Origin of the sequence: Streptomyces sp. NPDC019531, assembly GCF_044903305.1 — a bacterium.
GTDB lineage: Bacteria > Actinomycetota > Actinomycetes > Streptomycetales > Streptomycetaceae > Streptomyces.
Map to the genome: position 1 here is coordinate 52,867 of NZ_JBJDQL010000036.1, position 20,348 is coordinate 73,214.

At 71.0% G+C, this 20,348-nt stretch carries 14 protein-coding genes and 1 pseudogene; 7 read left to right on the plus strand and 8 right to left on the minus strand.

The window, feature by feature from the left end; all coding sequences use genetic code 11:
* The first annotated feature begins 147 nt into the window (after positions 1-147).
* The 4 genes from ACI2L1_RS32795 (at position 148) to ACI2L1_RS32810 (ending at position 5,983) form a co-directional block, all read left to right on the plus strand.
* Entirely contained in the window at positions 148-2,880 is a 2,733-nt protein-coding gene (locus tag ACI2L1_RS32795) for a tetratricopeptide repeat protein (protein WP_404743045.1), read from the plus strand.
* Positions 2,784-4,001, plus strand: coding sequence for a hypothetical protein (locus tag ACI2L1_RS32800; protein ID WP_404743046.1), 1,218 nt, complete (start codon positions 2,784-2,786; stop codon positions 3,999-4,001). The genes ACI2L1_RS32795 and ACI2L1_RS32800 overlap by 97 nt, the downstream gene beginning before the upstream one ends.
* Complete coding sequence (locus ACI2L1_RS32805) at positions 3,998-5,263, plus strand: extracellular solute-binding protein (RefSeq protein ID WP_404743047.1); 1,266 nt, start codon at positions 3,998-4,000, stop codon at positions 5,261-5,263. The genes ACI2L1_RS32800 and ACI2L1_RS32805 overlap by 4 nt, the downstream gene beginning before the upstream one ends.
* Positions 5,264-5,335: 72 nt before the next feature.
* Positions 5,336-5,983, plus strand: a complete 648-nt coding sequence (locus tag ACI2L1_RS32810; RefSeq protein ID WP_404743048.1) for a DUF6629 family protein — start codon at positions 5,336-5,338, stop codon at positions 5,981-5,983.
* 73 nt (positions 5,984-6,056) lie between these two features.
* On the opposite strand, the pseudogene ACI2L1_RS32815 reads toward ACI2L1_RS32810, so the two are convergent.
* From ACI2L1_RS32815 to ACI2L1_RS32825, 3 genes and pseudogenes are all read right to left on the minus strand, one after another.
* Positions 6,057-6,546: pseudogene (locus ACI2L1_RS32815) on the minus strand (transcriptional regulator); the annotation flags it as partial.
* Positions 6,547-6,608: 62 nt separating this feature from the next.
* On the minus strand, positions 6,609-7,676 hold the full coding sequence (locus ACI2L1_RS32820; RefSeq protein WP_404743049.1) for a glycerophosphodiester phosphodiesterase family protein: 1,068 nt from the start codon (positions 7,674-7,676) through the stop codon (positions 6,609-6,611).
* Positions 7,677-8,587: 911 nt separating this feature from the next.
* Entirely contained in the window at positions 8,588-9,349 is a 762-nt protein-coding gene (locus ACI2L1_RS32825) for a YqjF family protein (RefSeq protein WP_404743050.1), read from the minus strand.
* A 502-nt stretch (positions 9,350-9,851) separates the two neighbouring features.
* Here ACI2L1_RS32825 and icmF point away from each other — a divergent pair.
* Positions 9,852-13,082 carry a fused isobutyryl-CoA mutase/GTPase IcmF gene (gene icmF, locus ACI2L1_RS32830; protein ID WP_404743051.1) on the plus strand — a complete coding sequence of 1,077 codons (3,231 nt, stop codon included), beginning with the start codon at positions 9,852-9,854 and terminating at the stop codon, positions 13,080-13,082.
* Positions 13,083-13,375: 293 nt separating this feature from the next.
* Here icmF and ACI2L1_RS32835 read toward each other — a convergent pair whose 3' ends face one another.
* The 4 genes from ACI2L1_RS32835 to ACI2L1_RS32850 all read right to left on the minus strand — a co-directional run bounded on the left by ACI2L1_RS32835 (position 13,376) and on the right by ACI2L1_RS32850 (position 16,944).
* A complete protein-coding gene (locus ACI2L1_RS32835; protein WP_404743052.1) occupies positions 13,376-14,614 on the minus strand; it encodes an MFS transporter in 1,239 nt (412 codons plus the stop codon).
* Between the two features lie 33 nt (positions 14,615-14,647).
* Positions 14,648-15,178, minus strand: a complete 531-nt coding sequence (locus ACI2L1_RS32840) for a TmrB-like protein (RefSeq protein ID WP_404743053.1) — start codon at positions 15,176-15,178, stop codon at positions 14,648-14,650.
* The gene (locus ACI2L1_RS32845) at positions 15,175-15,765 is read right to left on the minus strand and encodes a hypothetical protein (RefSeq protein WP_404743054.1); all 591 of its coding nucleotides are present in this window, start codon (positions 15,763-15,765) and stop codon (positions 15,175-15,177) included. The genes ACI2L1_RS32840 and ACI2L1_RS32845 overlap by 4 nt, the downstream gene beginning before the upstream one ends.
* 132 nt (positions 15,766-15,897) lie before the next feature.
* Positions 15,898-16,944 carry a LacI family DNA-binding transcriptional regulator gene (locus tag ACI2L1_RS32850; RefSeq protein ID WP_404743055.1) on the minus strand — a complete coding sequence of 349 codons (1,047 nt, stop codon included), beginning with the start codon at positions 16,942-16,944 and terminating at the stop codon, positions 15,898-15,900.
* Between the two features lie 148 nt (positions 16,945-17,092).
* On the opposite strand from ACI2L1_RS32850, the gene ACI2L1_RS32855 reads away from it, so the two are divergent.
* Both ACI2L1_RS32855 and ACI2L1_RS32860 read left to right on the plus strand, forming a co-directional pair.
* Complete coding sequence (locus ACI2L1_RS32855; protein ID WP_404743056.1) at positions 17,093-18,151, plus strand: glycoside hydrolase family 5 protein; 1,059 nt, start codon at positions 17,093-17,095, stop codon at positions 18,149-18,151.
* A 164-nt stretch (positions 18,152-18,315) separates the two neighbouring features.
* Positions 18,316-18,786 (plus strand): carboxymuconolactone decarboxylase family protein, encoded by a 471-nt coding sequence (locus tag ACI2L1_RS32860; RefSeq protein WP_404743057.1) that lies wholly within the window; start codon positions 18,316-18,318, stop codon positions 18,784-18,786.
* 79 nt (positions 18,787-18,865) lie between these two features.
* Here the strand turns inward: ACI2L1_RS32860 and ACI2L1_RS32865 are convergent, their stop codons facing one another.
* Entirely contained in the window at positions 18,866-20,338 is a 1,473-nt protein-coding gene (locus ACI2L1_RS32865) for an arabinose isomerase (RefSeq protein WP_404743058.1), read from the minus strand.
* Positions 20,339-20,348 lie beyond the last annotated feature (10 nt).

The following is a 20,348-nucleotide window of genomic DNA, read 5'->3' on the forward strand; positions in this document are numbered from 1 at the left end:
CTGACAGGGACCCCTCACTCTAGAGGGGCGCCGATCTGCGGGGGACGACGATCTCGGCCTTGCCGTGGCGTCGAACTCCGCGACATCACCGTTCGCAGGAGGAAGCAAGGGGTCAATCCCGGCACCTGGCCCCTATTCTGGGGAGGCATGAAGGGGGCTCGGGGCGGGAGTGCGTGCGGTGAAGTACCGGAATCGGAGGGGTCGTTCGGCCCGCTCGTCGTCGCCGGGCAGCCGATGTACCTGAGGGCCGCGCACGTCGAACTCCCCGCGGAGAACCCCGACCCGACCGTACTGCCCTCGGTCACCCTGCCCGGACGAGGCTGGGACCGCGGCGCTCACCCCGGCGAACTGCCTCTGCCGCACGGCCAGTTGCTCGCGGGCCAGTACCGGCTGATCCGGCCCCTCGGCTACGGCGGGATGGGCGAGGTCTACCTCGCGCTCGACACCAAGGTCGACAACCGCGAGGTCGCCATCAAGGTGCTGCATCCCGATCAGGCGGGGGCCGCGTCGGGTGCCCTGGCCCGCGAGCGGCGGGCCCTGGTCGACCTCGGCCACGACGACATCATCCGCGTCTTCAACTACGGCCATCACCCCGAGGTCGGGGACTTCCTCGTCCTCCAGTACGTGGACGGGCTCACGCTGGAGGAGGTCAGGGCGCGGGCCAAGCTGAACCCGGGCGAGTTCGGCGACCACCGCTTCCACGAGTTCGTCCTCGCCTACGGGGTGCGGATCCTGTCCGCCCTCGCGTATCTGCACGCCGACCGGCCCGCCAAGGTCTACGGCGACCTCAAGCCGGACAACGTCATGCACGACGGCACCACGACGAAGATCATCGACGTGGGGAGCGTCCGCCCCGCCGGGGCCCCCGGGATGACCACGGACGGCTTCAGCGCACCGACGGTCGGTCCCAACGGCGAGTCCAGAGGGCAGGACGACCTGTTCAGCCTGGGGGAGACACTGCGGAGGCTGAGTGGGCTCGGTACAGGGGCGGAGGACCTTGCGCGGCTGGGGGACCTTGGGATGCTGGCGGTGGGGGCGGGAAGGGTGTCCGCTGGGGAAGGGGCGGCGGGTGTTCGGGAGGGGCTGCGCGAGGAGAGGGCGGCGGGAGTTCGGGGGGCCGTGGTCGCAGAGGGGACGGCGGGAGTTCAGGGGACCGTGGTCGCAGAGGGGACCGCGGGCGACGCGGGGGCGCCGGGTGTCCGGGGAGCGCCGCGCGACGAGGGGTCCTTGACCGCAGAGGGGGCGGCGGATGTCCGAGGGGCTGCTCGCGACGAGGGGGTGGCGGGCTCCCGCGAGGCCGCGGGCGCAGAGGAGAACGGGGGCGACGAGGGGGTGGCGGGGGGCCGCGAGGCCGCGGGCGCCGATGCGGCACCGCATCCCGAACAGGGGCGTGGCGCCGATGAGGCACCGCCTGCCGAGAGCGAGCCGCGTATTCAAGAAGCACCGCCCGCCCCACTGCCCCCGCCGACCAAGGAGCCGTGGGCGGTCCAGGACGCCACCGCCCCCGTGCCCCGTGGCCTGGGCCTGCTCTCCCTCGCCCGTGTTCTGCATCGCGCGACGCTGAGCGAGCCCGCCGGACGGTTCGCCGACGCACGCGAGATGGATCAGCAACTACGCGGTGTCTTCCGTGAGTTGCGGTCACTGCGCACCGGCAGCGAGACATTCGAACCCTCGCCGCTCTTCCTCCAGTCCGCGTACGCCCTCGACGGCGCCCTGGGCTCCGCACCACCCCTCGCGCACTGGACCGGCCCCGCCGCCCCGTCGCCGTTCGCCCCGCCCACGCCCGCCGAAGTCGCCCAGCGCCTGCCCGTCCCGCGCCCCGACCCCCGCGACGAGCACCACGCCGAGCTGAGCCGACTCGCGGACGCCGCCCCGGAGGCCCTGCTCCAGCACATCGGCGACTGGCGGGACTCCACGGAGGTCCACCTCCTGCGCTGCCGCCTGCGGTTGCGGAACCCGGCGGACGGACCGGACGCCGCCGAACGGGAACTGAGGGCGGCCGAGGCACGGATCGGCCCCCGACGCGCCCCGTACGACTGGCGGCTGGACTGGCACCACGGGCTGCTGGCTCTCGCCAGGGACCAAGTCGCCGCGGCCTGGCGGCACTTCGACCGGGTGTACGCGGCGATCCCCGGCGAGTACGCGCCCAAGCTGGCCCTCGGCCACTGCGCGGAACGCCTCGGCCGATGGCACGAGGCCCTGACCTTCTACGAGGCGGTCCGGCTGCGCAACCCGTCCCTGGGCAGCGCGGCCTTCGGCGCCGCACGCGCCCGCCTCGCCCGCGACGGCGAAACGGCACGCAAGGAGGCCGTACGCGAACTCGACGCCGTACCACAGCACTCGCGGCACCGGACCGCGGCCCGCACCGCTGCCGTGCGGATCGGCATCGGGTACGTGCGGACGGCCGAGCGGGACGACGAGGTGCCGCAGCTGCTGGGCGAGGTGCTGGGGCGTCTCGCGCTGCTCTTCCACGCGCACGGACTGACCGACGAGGAGGCCAGGGTCCGGATGACCGTCGAGGTGTGGGAGGCCGTACAGGGCGCCCTCGCCCGCGGGGCCCTCGACGCGGCCGGGCTCGCGGCCCTGTCCGCCGGAGCCGACCCCCGCCTGGGTCTCCCGCCCGACGAACACGCGCTGCGCGAGGACCTCTCCCGCCGCTATGTCACCCTCGCCCACCAGGCCGCCCGCTCCGCCGCCCCCGAGGACGCGGCCGTGGCCGAGATCCTCCTGGACCGCGCCTACGAGTTCCGCCCGCTCGCCTTCCGACATCACAGGGACAGCCCATGGCTCGGCAAGAGAGTCGCCGACTGGCTCCGGACGGTCGCTTACGCGCCCTCGCACAGGGCACCTTCCGCCTCGCGCGGGCCGTCGCCGCCGTAACCGCCGAACTCGCCCGCCGTATCCACCGATACGCCTGGCCCTCCACCACCGGCCGCCGCAACCGCGCGTTTCTGCGGGACCGGCTCGTCGCGCTGCCGCTGCTCGCCGTGGTCGCCTTCGGGGCGTTCGGCTGGACCTACGCGGGCGTGCGCGGCGACTCCGCGTACATCCGGGAACGCGCGGCACCCGCGCTGGTCGACCTCGCGGACGCCCGGGCCTCGCTGCTCATCGCGCAGGGCGAGGCCGAGCGGAACCTCGCCGAAGGGCGGGCGGCCGAACTCAGCGGGCTCAGCGAGCGGTACCGGACCCGGATCGCCCGCGCCACGCAGAGCCTGAACCAGGTCACTCGCAGCGGCGCCCTCACGGTCGCCGAGGAGCAGGAACTGCGGGTCGTGTCCGCGCTGGTCGTCGACTACACCGGCTGGATCGGCCGGGCCCAGGGCCATGCCACCGACCCGGTGCTGCGCGACGCCGAACTCACCTACGCGCGCAGCATGCTCTGCTCCCAGGCCGTCGCCGCGAGCGGCAAGAACCCCTACCCCGCGTGCCCGGCCGCGACCGGCTCCGGCGCGACCTCGATCGTCGACCGGGTCACCGGCCTTGAGGGGCGGCTGCGCGAACGGCTCGCCGAGCGGGCCGGCTGGGGCGCGGGCGCCATCACCGCGGCGGTCGTCGCAGCGCTCGCCTTCGTCCTGCTCGCCGCCGGGCTGTGGCGGACGGTGTCCTTCCTGCGCCGCCGCTTCCGGATCCGGCTGAGCATCCCGCTCGCGGCCGCCGCCCTCACGCTGCTCGCCGTGCCGTTCCTGACGGTCGACGCCCTGCTCGCCCTGCACGCCCAGCACAAGACCGTCCCCTTCGCGGACGCGCTGGCCGAGCGGACCTCGCCGGCGACGGAGACGGTCGCCGAGGAACGCCCCTTCGCCGGGCCGGACCCACGGGCCATCGAGACGCTCCAGACACGGATCGACATGGGCCTCGCGGACGGGCGGCTCGCCTTCCTCGACGGGATCGCCCCGTTCGTGTTCCCGGCCGGCCTGACCGCCGCGGCCGTGATCGCCGCCACCCTGCACACCTACCGTCGCGAGTATCTCGTCGTCACCCGCCCGGGAGCCGTCGCATGAGTCGTGTCCTGCGCGTCCTCCTCGTGGCCTGTCTGCTGGCCCTCGTCCCCGGCTGCGGATCGGACACCCGCGACCCGCTGGTCGTCCTCGGCCCCTGGACCGGCGAGGAGGGCAAGGCCTTCGAAGCCGTCCTGGACAAACTGGACGACGGGACCGGACGGACGTACACCTACGAGGGCACCCGCTCACTCCGCGAGACGCTTGTCTCGCAACTGGAGGCCGACGACCCACCGGACGTGGCGGTCCTCAACAGCATCGGCGAACTCACCGAGTACGCCCGCCGCGACAGGCTGAAGCCGCTCGACGCGGAGACCGCCCAGCGTGCCTATCCGCCCTGGGTGCCGGTGCTGATCGTGGACAACAAATCGCGCCCGTACTGGGTGCCGCTGAAGGCCGACCTCAAGAGCCTGGTGTGGAGCAAACGGGACGCGCCGGGCGACAAGCCCACCTGGTGCGTGGGGCTCGCCTCCCAGGCCACCTCCGGCTGGCCCGGCACCGACTGGATCGAGGACCTCGTGCTCCACCAGGCGGGTCCCACGGTCTACGACGAGTGGGCCAGGGGCCGCCTCGACTGGCGCGACCCGGCCGTCGAGCGCGCCTGGACCACCTGGGCGAAGCTGCTCGGCAAGCGCTCCCCGGCGTCGGTGGAACGGTCCCTGACCACGTCGTACGAGGGCGTGCCGGGGGCGGGCGGACAGCCGAGCGGCCTGCTCGACTCACCCGGATTCGCCTGCACGCACGAGCACCAGAGCGCCTTCATCCGGTACGTCTACGCGGGCGACGACGTGAAGGTCGAGCCGTCGGCCCGATATCTGGACGGACCGCCCGCATACCAGGACGCCTTCGAGGTCGCGGGCGACATGGCCGCGGTCTTCAGCGACGACCCGGACGCCCAGCAACTCGTGGAGCGGCTGTCGAGCCCGGCCGGGCGTAAGCTCTGGTGGGCGGCGGCGGATCCCGCGGTACGGCCACTGTTCCCGGACACGGCAGGGTTGTCGCCGCCGGCCTCCGCGACGCCGGTCGAGCGGAAGATCGACTCCTTGCTCACCTCCGGCGCCCGCGTGCTCTGCTTCGACGCCTCCGACGTGATGCCGCCCGAACTCCGGGACGCCTTCCACCGCGCGGTCCTGGAGTTCTTCCGCGACCCGACCCAGCGGCAACTCGACTCGCTGCTCCAGCAGTTGGAGACCGTACGCGTCCAGGTGAACAGGGACTCCGGCACCGACCGCTCGTTCCGGCCGGCGCAGCACATCTGCGAGTGAGCATCACGCGCCGGCGCTGTCCACGTCGTGGCGGAGTGCGTGGGCGACGGCCGGGCCTGACAGGCTGGTGTCATGTGCTGGAGTGCGACAGCGGATCTCGTGGCGGGCGCGGCCATCACCTCCGTCGGGGCGGCCTGTGTGATCCGGACCCGCCGCGCCAAAGACCTGCCCCTTGCCGCGCTGCCCTTGTTGCTCGGCGCCCACCAACTGGTCGAGGCCCGTATCTGGTACACGGGGGGCGGGACCGGCGCGGCCACCGTCACCTGGGCCGTCATCGCCCTGCCGGTGCTCGCCGTGTGGGTGCCGGTGGGGGTGTGGTGCGCAGCCCCACGCCGAGCCGGACGCCGGGTGACGGCGTTCGTGGCGGTGGGCGCACTGACCGCCGCCTTTCTCGCCCACGGCCTCGCCACCCGCCCGGTCCGGGCCGAGATCCGCGGCCACACCATGGCCTACGTCATCGGACTGCCCCGGGCGGAGCTGCTTGTCGCGGGCTACCTGATCGCCACGGTCGGCGCGCTGCTGCTCTCCGGTGACCGTTGGCTCACGGGCCTGGGGGTGCTGGCCGGAGCGAGCGCCCTGGTGTGCTGGCTGCTGTGGCGGCTGGAGTTCGTGTCGACCTGGTGCGCGCTGGCGGCGGTCTGCTCCGCGGTCCTGTACGGGTGGGTGAGCCGACGTGCCACGCGGGGAGAACCGGCCCCGGCGTGGAACGCCCGGCGTTGACGAGCTCTCGAACCACTCGATGACCCGGCCCGGTTCGATCGGGTCGAGGTTCGGAGCCAACGCCGTGGCAATGCCGAACGTCACTGGACGGAATGGCGACGTAGTGCACGGTCCCGTGGCCCAGGGACAGCAGATGCCGGGTCGCCTCGTAGGCGGCCTCGCGGTCGTCGGCCCACACCCAGGGGGCGGTTGTCCGTGGGCGGACTCGCCGGGGTCTCGACCACGCCGACGACCGGCAGCCCGGCCGCGGCCGCCTCCAGAGCCCGGACGCCCGCCGGGTCGTAGGCGATCACGATCAGCCCGCCACCCTCGTCGGCGGCGCGCTGAACCTCGGCGGTGACGGCCGCCTCGTCGGCCGATTGGAGGACGCCCACGCCGACCGGGTAGGCCGCCGCGCGGGCGGCCTCCTCGATGCCCTGGAGGATCGAGGCGTAGCCGTATTGCGTGGTGCTGGCGGTGAGCACGGTCACGGCCCGGCTGCGGCCCCTGGCCAGGGCGAGCGCGGCGGCGCTGCGCCGGAAGCCCAGCTCGTCGATGGCGGCGAGGACCCGCTCCCGCGTCGACGAAGAGCGTGACCGGTCGCCAACGGAACATCCGACGGCTCACCGGTCAGGGGCGTCCGCCGTCAGCGCGGTTGGTACGACCTGGGCAGCGTCATACCGCGGTCGGCCATGATCTGCCGTACGTCGTCGGGGTAGTTGGTGATGATGCCGTCCACGCCGGCGTCCATGAGCGCCTCCACGGTGGCCGGGTCGTCGCAGGTCCACGGGATGACCTTCAGACCCCGGGCGTGCGCCGCCCGCACCATGGTCCGGTCGGCGTAGAAGCGGAAGCCGGGGTCGCCGACCTTGCCGCTCTGCGGGAAGCCGTAGTTGGGGGAGAGGGCCCTGACTCCGGGGACGGTGGCGGCGGCCCTGACGAAGTCGCCGCCGTAGTCGTCGGCGTCGATGCCGCCCAGCCACGGGGACGCGCCCGGTTGGCCGACCTGGAGGAAGTCGTAGTTGGTGAGCGCGACGAGCGGCCATTTCGGGGCCAGTTCGTGCATCGCCTTCAGCGCCCCCCAGTCGAACGACTGGATGGTGACCTGCTTCTCGATGCCCGAGCGGTGGATCTCCTCGTAGACGCGCCGCACGAACAGCTCACGCGGGGCGGTCTGTTCGGGCGCGCCCGCCTCGACCTTCGTCTCGATGTTCAGCTTGACCTGTTTGGCGCGGTAGCTCTTGACCAGGTTCAGGACGTCCTTCAGCTCGACCATCCGGAAGCCCTTCACCACCTCCTGCTCCGGGAAGCCGGGCAGCTGCTGGTAGCCGCAGTCCATGGTCCTGATCTGAGCCAGCGTCAGATCCTTGATGTACTTGCCGACATACGGGTACATCGGGTCGCCGGCCGTCACCGGTCCGGTGTCACGGCACTTGACCGCGCTGATCTGCCGATCGTGGTTGACGACGACCTTCCGGTCCTTGGTGACATGGGTGTCCAGCTCCAGCGTGGACACCCCGAGGCGCATCGCCTTGCCGAAGCCCTCAAGGGACTCCTCGGTCGTCATGCCGATCCCGCCGCGGTGGGCCTGGAGGTCGAAGTGCGGCTTGGGACCGGGCAGTCGGTGACCGTCGTACGCTGTCGCGGGCGCGGCGACCGACAGTGCGAACAGCGGCGCCAGCGCCAGGCCGGCGAGGACATGTCTTGTGGACATCGACACCTCACTCGTGTGGGTCGGGATGCCCACAGACGCTAGTGAGGGCTCAGCCCTGTTCAACCCCCGGGACGTGATCCGGCCGTGAATGTCCGGGGAACGCCGTTCCGGTCGGCCGTGCGGCACTGGTACCGCGGATGTGTCACGCCCCTCCCGTTCGATGTGCCCGGTTCCGGGACCGTCGAACAGCCGGCGTCGTCCGCCGCCGGGCAGGACCGTGACGAGGCGGATCTCGGGTCGGTCCCGGCGGTCGGGCAGGGCGCAGCGCTCCCAGGCCGCGTCGGCGCCGTGCGCCATCACGTCAGGGGCGTCGGTGGCGACTTGCGGTCGCCCGGTGCACTCCTTGACGTCGCGGGTCAGCACGAAGATCGGAAGGCCGTTGCCGTGGTCGCCCTGCCGAGGCTCGACCGGATCGAAGGCGGACCTGCCGGGGGATGACCGCTCCGGTGGCCCTGGGCTCGCGGAACACCTTTCCTTTCGTGCTCAGAACCGGACGTTCGTGGGCGCGTCCCTCGTCGCGATGCAGGGGATCGAGCGTCATGCGTTCCGGTACGAGGCTCCAGGCGATCTCCGCCGAGCCGACAGCCTACGAGGCGCCCTGCTGGGGCGAGTTGAGCGCCCGGCCACGCGGAGCACCGCCGCCGACCCGCGAATTCCGGCGACTTGATCGGCTACGCCACCCGGCGGGGTCGCCACCCCTTCGTGTCGCGTCGGTCGAACAGCCCGCCCCCGGCCGCGGAACGGCCCATGACCTTCGCGGTCGTCGGGTCCGGCGATGACACCGTCGAGGAGTATGGACATGCAGAGCACGATGCGCGACACGCGCTTCCACGTCCGCACTCGGGGCCAGACCGTCCGCGGGAGTCCCCGCCCGCGCCTCCTGAGACCGTCCGGAACCGGTGAACCCGTCGTCAGGGCGTGGGGATACCGGCCGGACGGGCTGCTCGGCCGAGGCGGACCGGGACGCCGGGGGAGTACAGGACGCTGACCGGGGCCTCGGTGGGGGTGGGCAGGCCGGCCGTGGTGACCAGGTCCTGGTCGCAGGTGAGGAGGTCGGCGCGGTGGAGAGGCCAGCGCGGGTGGTCGTTGGGGAGGTAGGCCAGGGACTCGGGTCCGCCGAAGAAGGCGTTGTGCATGCCCCAGCGGGCGGTCAGGAAATGCTCCAACTCGGTGGGCTCCTCGATGCGTTCACCGGTCCGTACCGTGATGCGGCTGTGCGCGCCGCGCGGTCCTGGCCAGCGGCGGGAGCTGGTGTAGGTGACGGTGTCATCGGCCCTGCGGACGGTCATCCGGGACCAGAGATACGGCAGCCGGAAGCCGACGCGACCCATCACCACCGGGATCAGCCGGGAGGCGTCCATCGAGCGGAACACCACCCCGCGCCGCCCGTGCGCGTCCACCGAGTACAGCCGCACGTTGGTCTCCGGGAAGGTCCCGAGATACGGCACTCCCGGCAGTCCCAGCCATCCGACCCGGTGCATCCGGAAGGCGACCAGTCCGACGTACGTCAGTCCGTCGTGCGTGTCCGGGACCGTGCCGCGCGGCAACAGGCCTGCCACGACCGCCGGTTCCACGGCCCAGTGGATGAACGCGAGGTCGAGCCACTGCTGGGTGAGAAGAGGGGTGGGTATGAGGGCGGGGGCGTCCGGGGTGACGGGAGCGGGGTTCGGCACGGGATCCAGGGTGACAGAGACGGGCGGCGCGTCGGAGCCCGACGGCGTCTGGCTGGACCGGAGGGGCCCGCCAGACGCCGTCGCGGTCACCCGGGCGTCAGTTTCGGCGCCCGGCCGGATCGTGCACGGCGCTGTCCCGGCCACCGCCGGAGACCGGCGCGGGGACGGGCTCCGGTCCCTTCGCCCGGTCCGCGTTCCCCGGCCACCATGCTGCGTGGCCCATGAGAGCCGTGAGGCTCGGGGTGAAGAACATCGCCGTCGGAACATGCGGGGCGTCCTCCTGGGGGCACTCCCCCTGTCGAACGGCCGGACTGGTTGTCTTGGGCTCATATCGTAGGGATCAACGGTGAAGATCGCTTCGGGAGGTTGCCGTGTGCCCCGGTCGTGCTGGTCGCCTCCATGGATTTCCTGTGGTTCTCCTCACCCGGTGCCCACGAATTTACTAGGACGTCCTACTATTTTCTCAGCCGCGCTGTCCGACGTGTCCTGGGAAGGCTTCGCCATGAGCGATCTGTACCGCCCCGCGCACCCTGTCCGTCTGGTCACCGCTTCGGCGTTGTTCGACGGTCACGATGCCTCGATCAACATCATGCGGCGGATCTTCCAGTCGCAGGGGGCCGAGGTCATCCACCTCGGTCACAACCGGTCCGTGCGGGAGGTCGTGGACGCGGCTCTCGAAGAGGACGCGCACGGCGTGGCGGTCTCGTCGTACCAGGGCGGACATGTCGAGTACTTCGAGTACCTGGTTGCCTCGCTGCGCAAACAGGGGGCGGAGCACATCCGGGTGGTGGGCGGCGGCGGCGGTGTCATCGTGCCCGAGGAGATCGCCCGGCTCAGGGACAGCGGGGTGACGATCTTCTCCCCCGAGGACGGCCAGCGGCTGGGCCTCGCCGGCATGGTCAACACGGTCGTGCGGGACTGCGACTTCGACCTCTGGGACGGCAAGCCGGCCGACGTCTCCGCGGTCCTGACCGGCGACCGGTTCGCGATCGCCCGCGCCCTGACCGGCGCCGAACTCGGCAAGCTGCCCCCGGAGTTCCTGGCGGAGCTGCGCGCCACGGCGACGGCAAGGCACGTCCCCGTGCTCGGCATCACCGGCACCGGCGGCTCGGGCAAGTCCTCCCTGACCGACGAGCTGGTGCGCCGGTTCCGGGTCGACCAGCGGGACGCGCTGCGCATCGCCGTGATCGCGGTCGATCCGACCCGCCGCCGGGGCGGTGGCGCGCTGCTCGGCGACCGGATCCGGATGAACTCCCTGGACGGCGACCGGGTGTTCTTCCGCAGCCTGGCCACCCGGGGCAGCCGTGAACTGCCCGAGCACCTCTGCGACGTGATCGACGTCGTGAAGGCCGCCGGGTTCGACCTGGTGATCGTGGAGACGCCGGGCATCGGTCAGGGGGACGCGGCGATCGTGCCGTTCGTCGACGCCTCGCTGTATGTGATGACACCGGAGTTCGGCGCTGCCTCGCAGCTGGAGAAGATCGACATGCTCGACTTCGCCGACGTCGTGGCCATCAACAAGTTCGAGCGGCGCGGTGCCAAGGACGCGCTGCGCGACGTCGGCCGCCAACTGGTGCGCAACCGCGAGGCGTTCGGCAAGCGGCCCGAGGACATGCCGGTGTACGGCACCTCCGCGGCGACCTTCAACGACGACGGCGTCACCGCCCTGCACCAGCACCTCACGGCCGTCCTCGCCGAAAGGGGACTCCCGCTGCCCGAGGGCACCCTGCCGCGGGTCCACGTACGCCACTCCTCCGGCATCCGGCAGGTGGTCCCCGCCGACCGGGTGCGCTACCTCGCCGAGATCACCGACAGTGTCCGCGGCTACCACGCCGCCACCGGTCAACTGGCCGAAGCCGCAAGGCGGGTCCAGCGGCTGGAACTGGTCACGATCGAGCTCGACGAGGCCGGCTCCGACGCGGGCAACGTGCGGGCACTGCTGGAGGACGCACGCGGGAAACTGCCGTACGACATCACCCGGCAGATCGAGAACTGGCCGGCCGTGATCGCCTCCTACTCCGGCGACGAGCAGGTCGTGAAGGTCCGGGACCGGGAGATCCGCACCAAGCTGACCCGCGAGTCCCTGTCCGGCAACAAGATCCCCCGGGTCGCCCTGCCCCGCTTCACCGACCACGGGGAGTTGGTGCGGTTCTGGCGCGCGGAGAACCTGCCCGGCCACTTCCCTTTCACGGCCGGGGCGTTCCCCTTCAAGCGCGACGGCGAGGACCCGGCGCGGATGTTCGCCGGCGAGGGGGACCCGTTCCGCACCAACCGTCGCTTCAAGCTCCTGTCGGAGGGCCAGCCGGCGACTCGTCTGTCCACCGCGTTCGACTCGGTGACCTTGTACGGTCGCGACCCCGACGAGCGCCCCGACATCTACGGCAAGGTCGGCACCTCCGGCGTCTCGGTGGCCACCCTGGAGGACATGAAGGCGCTCTACGACGGCTTCGACCTGGTGGCCCCCACGACCTCCGTCTCCATGACGATCAACGGACCGGCACCGGCGGTTCTGGCGTTCTTCCTCAACACCGCGATCGACCAGCAGATCGACCGTTTCCGCACCGAGGAGGGCCGTGACCCGTCCCCCGAGGAGACGGCCGAACTGCGCGCCCACGCGCTGGCGAACGTGCGCGGCACCGTGCAGGCCGACATCCTCAAGGAGGACCAGGGCCAGAACACCTGCCTGTTCTCCACCGAGTTCAGCCTGCGGATGATGGCCGACATCCAGGAATGGTTCATCCGGCAGCAGGTCCGCAACTTCTACTCGGTGTCCATCTCCGGCTACCACATCGCCGAAGCCGGGGCGAACCCGATCAGCCAGCTCGCCTTCACCCTGGCCAACGGCTTCACCTACGTCGAGGCCTACCTGGCCCGGGGCATGCGCGTAGACGACTTCGCACCCAACCTGTCGTTCTTCTTCTCCAACGGCATGGACCCCGAGTACTCGGTCCTCGGCCGGGTCGCCCGCCGGATCTGGGCCGTCGCCATGAAGGAGAAGTACGGCGCGGGTGAGCGCAGTCAGAAGCTGAAGTACCACGTCCAGACCTCCGGACGCTCCCTGCATGCCCAGGAGATGGACTTCAACGACATCCGCACCACCCTCCAGGCGCTCATCGCCATCTATGACAACTGCAACAGCCTGCACACCAACGCCTACGACGAGGCCGTGACCACTCCCACCGAGGAGTCCGTGCGCCGGGCCCTGGCCATCCAGCTCATCATCAACCGGGAATGGGGCCTGGCCATGAACGAGAACCCCCTGCAGGGGTCGTTCATCATCGACGAACTCACCGACCTGGTCGAGGAGGCCGTACTTCAGGAGTTCGAGCGGATCAGCGAACGCGGCGGTGTGCTCGGCGCGATGGAGACCGGCTACCAGCGCGGACGGATCCAGGACGAGTCGATGCTCTACGAGCAGCGCAAGCACGACGGCACTCTGCCCCTGATCGGCGTCAACACCTTCCGCAACCCGCACGCCGACACGACCGAACCCGCCACCGTCGAACTCGCCCGCGCCACCGAGGAGGAGAAGCAGTCCCAGCTGGAGCGCGTACGGGACTTCCACGCCCGCCACCAGGACGAGGCCCGGGCCGCGCTGGACGCCCTCAAGGACGCGGCCGTACGCGGCGACAACGTCTTCGCCGTCCTCATGGACGCCACCCGGGTCTGCTCCCTCCAGCAGATCACCGAGGCCTTCTTCGAGGTGGGGGGCCAGTACCGCCGCAACGTCTGAAGCCTGTGGGAGAGGGACTTCTCGGCAGTGCACAGGCTGCGCGCGGTTCGCCCGCCCGTGCAGCGGTCCGCCGCCGAGGCCAACTGCTGCTTGCTCGGGGAAGTCGTGGCCTGTCGAGCCGAGCGGCGCCCGGGTGTGCTCGGCCGTCTCGCGGATGCTCGGCGCGTTCAGATCACGTCGGCTGATCATGTCGGCGGTCCGGCGAGGACCCGCTCAGGCGTCGTCGGGCGGCCGGCGTTGCAGTGACGTTGCGCAACGGCCTCTGTGAGCTACCGCCGGCCCTGAAGTGAGCCTCACACGCCGAGAGGTGCCCGATGGCGGCGGAACCCGGGGGACAGCAGAAGCAGGAGGAGCGCGGCCGCGACGGTCAGGACGCCGCCGCCCGTCACGGTCCACGTGACACCGAGGCCGGCGCCGACCGTGCCGTGCAGCAGGTCGCCCAACCGCGGACCTCCGGCGGCCACCACCGTGTCGATCCCCTGGAGCCGCCCCCGCATCTCGTCGGGAACGGCGCTCTGCAGGACCGTCTTGCGGAAGACCCCCAGTGCCAGGAGCGCTCCACCCGCGGCCAGCAGCCATGCCACCGCCGAGACCAAGGAGTGGGCCAGCCCGAAGCCGGCGACCGCCAGGCCCCACACGGTGACCGAGACCGCCACCGCGACACCGTGGCGACGGACTCGGGCGAAGGCCCCGGAGAACAGCCCCGCCAGCACTCCACCGGCTGAGACGGCGGCGTACAACACCCCGATGTCCGACGCGTGGAAGGTCTCCGCCGCCAACTGCGGGAAGAGCGCCGTGGGCAGCCCGAGGGACAGGGCGGCGAAGTCGGAGAGATAGACCACCAGGAGGACCTGACGCCTCGTCACAAGCCGTACGCCGTCCGCGATGTGCCGCAGGCTCGCGGCCTGCCGCCGCCCACCGGTGGCGACCGGGGGCAGCGCGGGCAGCCGCCACACGGCCCATACCGTCGCGCAGATCGTGACGGCGTCCGCCAGGTACAGCGTCCGGCTCCCCACGACCGGCAGCAGGGCTCCCGCCAGCAGCGGTCCGGCGATCCCGGCGGACAGCACGACCGTAGACTGCAGCGCGTTGGCGGCGGGCAGCAGCTCCGGGGGCACCAGCCGAGGTGTCACGGCCCTGTTCACCGCGGTGTTGGCGCCGAACAGGGCCTGCTGGACGCCGACCAGGACGAGCAGAACACCGACCGACCGCAGATTCGCCCACGCCTGCGCCCACAGCAGCGACGAGGTCACGGCGATGCCGATCGTGGTCACCAGCAGCACCCTTCGCCGGTCCCGTAGGTCGGCGAGCACCCCTCCCCACAGTGCCGCCACCGCCATCGGGGCGAGGCCCACCAGCCCGGCCAGCCCCACATAGGCAGACGAGCCGGAGAAGTCGTAGATCTGCAACGGCACGACCACCGCCGTGAGTTGAGCCCCCAGAGCGGTCACGATCCCGGCCGCCCACAACCGCCGGAACCGGTCCACACGCAGGGGATCTACGTCGACCAGCACTCGTTTCCCTCGCACCATGGAGCGATGCTGCGGGCTCCCCTTGGGGCAAGGTCAACCGACGTGGGCGAGCACCTGGTCGGCCAACTCCTCCGGGCTCGACCCGCCGTCGAGGAACACCGTGTCGCCGGGCAGGGAGTCGACCGCGTCCGTACACGCCTCGATCCTGGCCTTGCACCAGTTCCGCACCCGTTCCTCCCGGGCGGGGTCGCCGGGGAAGAAGCTCCGTCCGTCGATCCGCCGTACCAGGACCTCCGGCGCGACCTTGAGGAAGAAGTGGTGGACGAAGATGTCCTCGTCCTGCAGAGCCCCGAAGATCTCGCCCAGGTAGACCGGGTTCACCAGCGTCATGGGAACGAGAAGCGGGCGCCGGTACTCCTCGACCAGACCGACGGCCAGCTCCGCGACCTGCCTCCGCCACAGCCGAAGGTCCTGGAAATCACCGGTCGGGACGTCCACGATCTCCCGCAGCACATAGCCGACCGTCTCCGGGTCGAAGACCAGCGCCTCGGGCCACCGCGGCCGCAGTTCCTCCACGAGTGTGGTCTTCCCGCTGCCGAACGCGCCGTTGACCCACACGATCACAAGCGTCCCCCGGTTCCTCGTCCTTCGTGAGTGACGTGACCCGTCCGATCATGCACCACCGGGCGCCCAGGGATCCGTGGTCGGGGGAGTGGAACAGCGGGCGCCGGGGCGGCGAGGTGGCGGAACCGGTGAGCCTCGCCCATCCGGCGCAGTGCCCCCCGCCGTTCGAGGGCGTCGGTGAGGAACTCCGCCAGATCGCGGGGCAGTTGGCGGCGCACGGCGAGGTGGTGCCGGGTGACGGTGTAGTACCACCACGCGTTGTGGCTGAGCGCGCCGGCGAGGCCGACCGTGATGCCCTGGGCCAGGCGCCGGTCGAGGATATGGGCCGGCCTGATCGCGATCGCATGCCCGGTCGTGGTGCCACCGAGGCCGTACGTGAGGCCGACGTGCACGAGTTGGCCGACGCCGCAGCAGAGACGGAACGCCGCGCCGACCGCGATCCACAGACGGCCGAAGATTCTGCGGTCCTGTTCCAGGAGTTCCGCGGGATCCATCGGGGCGGTGAGGTCGGCCGGCTTGCCGGTCAGGTCGCGGGCGAAGCCGGCGGCGAGCGCGTAGCCCGTCCCGGTGGCGAGGGCGCCGGCCACCGTGACGGTCGGGCCGTAGGTGAGCCGGTACGAGAACCAGAGCGTGGCCCCGGTCAGGAAGCCGAGGACACATATGTGCCGGTACCAGGAGCGGCGGGCCGGGTCGTGCGGGGCGCGGCCCCGACCGCCCGGTCAGACCGGCGGCGGTGCCGTGCTCCCTCGCACCACCAGACTCGTCGGGACGAGGTCGGTCCCCGGCTCCGCCCCGCCGCTCGCACGGATCTGCTGGAGGGCCTTCTGGACACAGCGGTGTCCCACCTCCGCGAAGTCCTGGTGGACGGTGGTGAGCGGCGGCACGAAGAACGCCGCGTCGGGGATGTCGTCGAATCCGACCACGCTGACATCGTGCGGCACGGACCGCCCCCGCTCGTGGAACGCGCGCAACAGACCCAGCGCCATCTGGTCGTTCGCCGCGAACACCGCAGTGCAGTCCTGCTGTTCGGCGAGCACCAGCCCGGCCTCGTAACCGGACTGGGCCGACCAGTCCCCGTACAGCGCGGACGGCACCGCACGTCCCTCCTCTGTGAGCACCGCACGCCAGGCCTGGGCCCGCCGCTGCCCCGCGAAGGACGCCTGCGGGCCCGTCACATGCCATACGGTCCGATGTCCCAGGTCGAGCAGATGGCGTACGGCCTTCCGCGCGCCGTCCGCCTGGTCGGTGTCGACCACGCTGTAGCGGTCGCCGGCGTCGGAGTCCACCACGACCACGTGCACCCCGGGCGGCAGCTGGACCGTCCCGGTGTCGAGGAGGTGGATCTCCATGATGACGATCACGGCGTCGACCGCCAGCTCGCCCATCCGCGTGAACGCCCCCAGGACGTTGTCCTGCGTCGGGACGTCGATGGGGATCAGGGTGATCGCGTACCCCTCGGCCGCCGCGTGCGTGGCGATCGCCTCCACCGTGCGGCTGTTGCCCGTCGAGGACAGGCTGAACAGGATCACGCCGATGGTGTTGAACTGGCCGTACCGCAGCGCCCGCGCGGCACTGTTGGGCCGGTAGCCCAGTTCCCGCATCGCCGCCAGGACCTGCTCACGGGTCGAACTGATCACGCCGGGGTGACCGTTGGAGACCCGAGAGACCGTCTGCGAGGAGACGCCCGCGAGCCTGGCGACGTCGGCCATGGACACACGCTGCTTGCGCCGTCCACCGGGGACACCGGAACCTCCCCGCTCCACCACTGATGCCTCCTCCGTCCGCAGACGAACGTGTTGCGTGTCGCACCGGATGTTACGTGTGGGAAACCTTGACGGTCGCCGGGGCGGATGCCACGATTCCGGCGCCGTCATGTTTACGTAAACATGCTGTCATTCCGAAAGGGTTTGGTCGATGCGCAAGACCCCCGTCAGCACCCGTCGCGCCCCCGGACTGCGTGCCTCGCTCGTCGCGGTCGCGATCGCCGCGATCGGCGGCGCCACCCTCACCGGCAGCCCCGCCTCCGCCGCTGCGCCGACCACCGACACGACCCAGTTCAAGGGCGTCAACTGGGCCGACCCGCGTGACAACTTCGCCGACGACGAGCTCCAGCTGTCGGGCCTGTCGACCACCGACACCTACGCCCAGACGTACACCAAGGCGACCCGCGTCATCGCGGCGTTCCGCGCGAACCTCGGCGCCAACACCGTCCGGCTGCCCATCAACCCGTACACCGTCAACGGCTCGTACTGGAAGTCGTACCGGGGCGTCATCGACGCTGCCACGGCCCAGGGCTTCAAGGTCATCGTGTCCTACTGGGAGGGCACGGGTGACCGCAAGGACGGCTTCATCGACGACGAGACCACCTACTGGCCGATGTGGAACACCGTGGTCAAGGCCTACAAGGGCAACTCCCGGGTCTACTTCGAGCCGATGAACGAGCCGCACGGCTACACCGACACCGAGTGGGCCGACATCGCCGCGAAGTGGCTGGACACCTACAAGTCCGTACCCCGCAACCGGGTCTTCGTCAGCGGCGCCGGCTACAACGACCACGTCACCACGGTATGTGCCGACACGCGCCTGAAGGGCACCTATCTGTCCCTGCACCACTACGGCTTCTGGAAGTCGTACGCCACCTACGACGAGTGGGTCGCCGACCTGAAGGTGCGCATCGGTGACTGTGCGAACCGAACCGTGGCGGACGAGTTCGGCGCCCCCATGACGACCGGCCTGAACTACAACGTGAAGACACCGGACGACAACTTCGTCAACTACGTCCAGGCCGTCACCGACACCTTCCGCGAGCTGAAGATGGGCTCGGTGTACTGGCCGGGCCTGCGCACCGACGACACGTACTCGATGCAGAAGCTCGTCGGCCCGGCGAACCGCCCGTGGCTGGAGACCACCAACCAGTCCGGCGCGGACCGCCTCGCCTGGGCCTGGGGCCGCGGCAGGCCCGTCAAGGGCTGATCCGTTTCCGGGCCGGCCGGGGTGCCTTCGGGTACCGCGGCCGTCGGCGTCCAGGCCCGGCAGGCGTCCCCCAGGGAGACGCAGGTCACATTCATGCGTGTCACAATCCGCCCGGCCGTTCAGTCATAGGTGTGTAGCCATCGACAACGGCAAAGGAGCACACCATGGAAGCCCGACTGAACGTCTTCACCAGCCCGCTCGCCGGCAAGCTGCTGAAGCACTTCGCCATGGCGGGCAAGGTGGTCACCGACTCGGGACTGCCGATGACGACCCAGGAACTGGTGAAGATCCGCGCGAGTCAGATCAACGGCTGCGGGTTCTGCCTCGACATGCACACCAAGGAGGCCGCCGCCGCGGGCGAGACCGCGCAGCGCCTCCACATGGTCGCCGCCTGGCGTGAGGCCAAGGTCTTCACCGAGGCCGAGCGGGCCGCGCTGGAGCTGGCGGAGCAGGGCACCCGCCTCGCCGACGGAACCGGTGTCCCGGACCAGGTCTGGGAGAACGCCGCCAAGCACTACGACGAGGAGCAACTCCTGGCTCTGGTCTCCCTGATCGCCGTCATCAACGCCTTCAACCGGCTGAACGTCATGACCCAGCAGCCGGCCGGAGACTACGTGGTGGGCCAGTTCGGCTGAACCTGACGACCAGGTGGCCGGCCTGGGGGCTGCAGACCCCGGGCTCGACCTCGGTCCTCCGTTCCGACGCGAACCCGGATCACACCTCCCGGTGATCGATCCCCAGCAGACTCGCGGCCGCCCCGAAGTCGGCGCCGTGGTGTCCCACCGCCAGCGACCAGTGATGCCCCACCCCCGTCGCGCTCCAGTCGTCGACCCACTCACCGGGGTCCCGGCCGAAGTCGACCCGGCTGGTGGTGTTGCCGATCTCCAGCAGTGGACCGGGTACGACCTTGCCCTGGGAGGTGATGAACGACAGGCTGCCGTCGGCGTCCTGGCCGAGGCCCAGCAGGGTGACCGGTCCGTGCCGGACGTCGAATTCCACGCTGACGCCCCAGCCGCGCTTGCCGTGATACACCCCCAGCCCGCGCAGCAGCGGGTCCCGGGCACTGAGTGCGAGGTGGGCGGGCCCGTCGTGGCCCATCTCGACAACCCCGTCCTCGAAGTTCAGCGCCTGGATCTCCGTGAAGGAGCCGCCGGCGCCGACACTCTGCGAGGCCAACTGGGCGAGGCTCGTGCGTAGTTCGTACTCGCCGGCGGCGGGCACACCCCGGGCGGTGAGCAACGACGCGCCCAGGATCATGCCGGCGCCGAGCCGTTCGTGTGTCTCGCCGTCGAGCCCCCGGTGGTAGTAGGCGAGAGTGTCGATGCCGAAGTCCTCCACCAGCCGGTCGAGGGCCACCGACACGGTCGCCCCCCACGCGAAGTCCTCGTCCACCACGCTCTCGTCGACCGTGAAGATCCGCCGGGCGAGCTCCACCCGCTCCCGGGTCTCCGCTTCGGTCACCTTCTCCACCCGGTGCCGCAGGTCGTCGAACTCCAGTACCTCGACATGCGAGCCGAAGGTCGCCGACAGCAGCGTCGGATCGGTCTGCACGTCGAGCATGCCCGGATACACATGCCCCATCAGCCCGTGCCGTGCGTGCCGGAGCGCGGCCCTGACATGCGCGGCGCGCACCCACCGCTCGATACGCCGCCACGCCGACTCCTGCCGCAGCCAGCCGGACACCGAGCGGAAGGGGATCCCGGCCCGGCGGAAGACGTTGCCGACCTCGGGCACCGAGCACTGGGAGCAGTACGCCAGCCAGTCGCCCGTGTCGAAGGAGGCGTGGTCCATCCGCTCGGAGGGCTGGAGGTCGACCACCAGCACCGGGGTGTGGGTGCGCTGGGCGATCGGCAGCACCATCGACGAGGTCAGATAGGTCGTCAGGAACAGCACGATCAGATCGCAGTCGGCCCGGCGCAGCCGCTCGGCGGCGACCGCGCCCTCCTGCGCGTCGGAGACGAACCCGGCGTCCGTCACCTCGGCGTCCAACCGCCCCAGCCGCTCGGCGACATACGCGGCCGACTCCTTCAACTGGGGCAGCAGACCGGGGAACTGCGGCCAGTACGTGCCGAGCCCGCCGGAGACCAGCCCGATCCGCGGCCGGCGGCGGTTCACGGGCGGCAGCAACTCGCCCAGCACGGCTTCCCGTTCACCGGCACGCGTCGTGGTGGTTTCGGTCGTCGCCATGGTCGGCGCT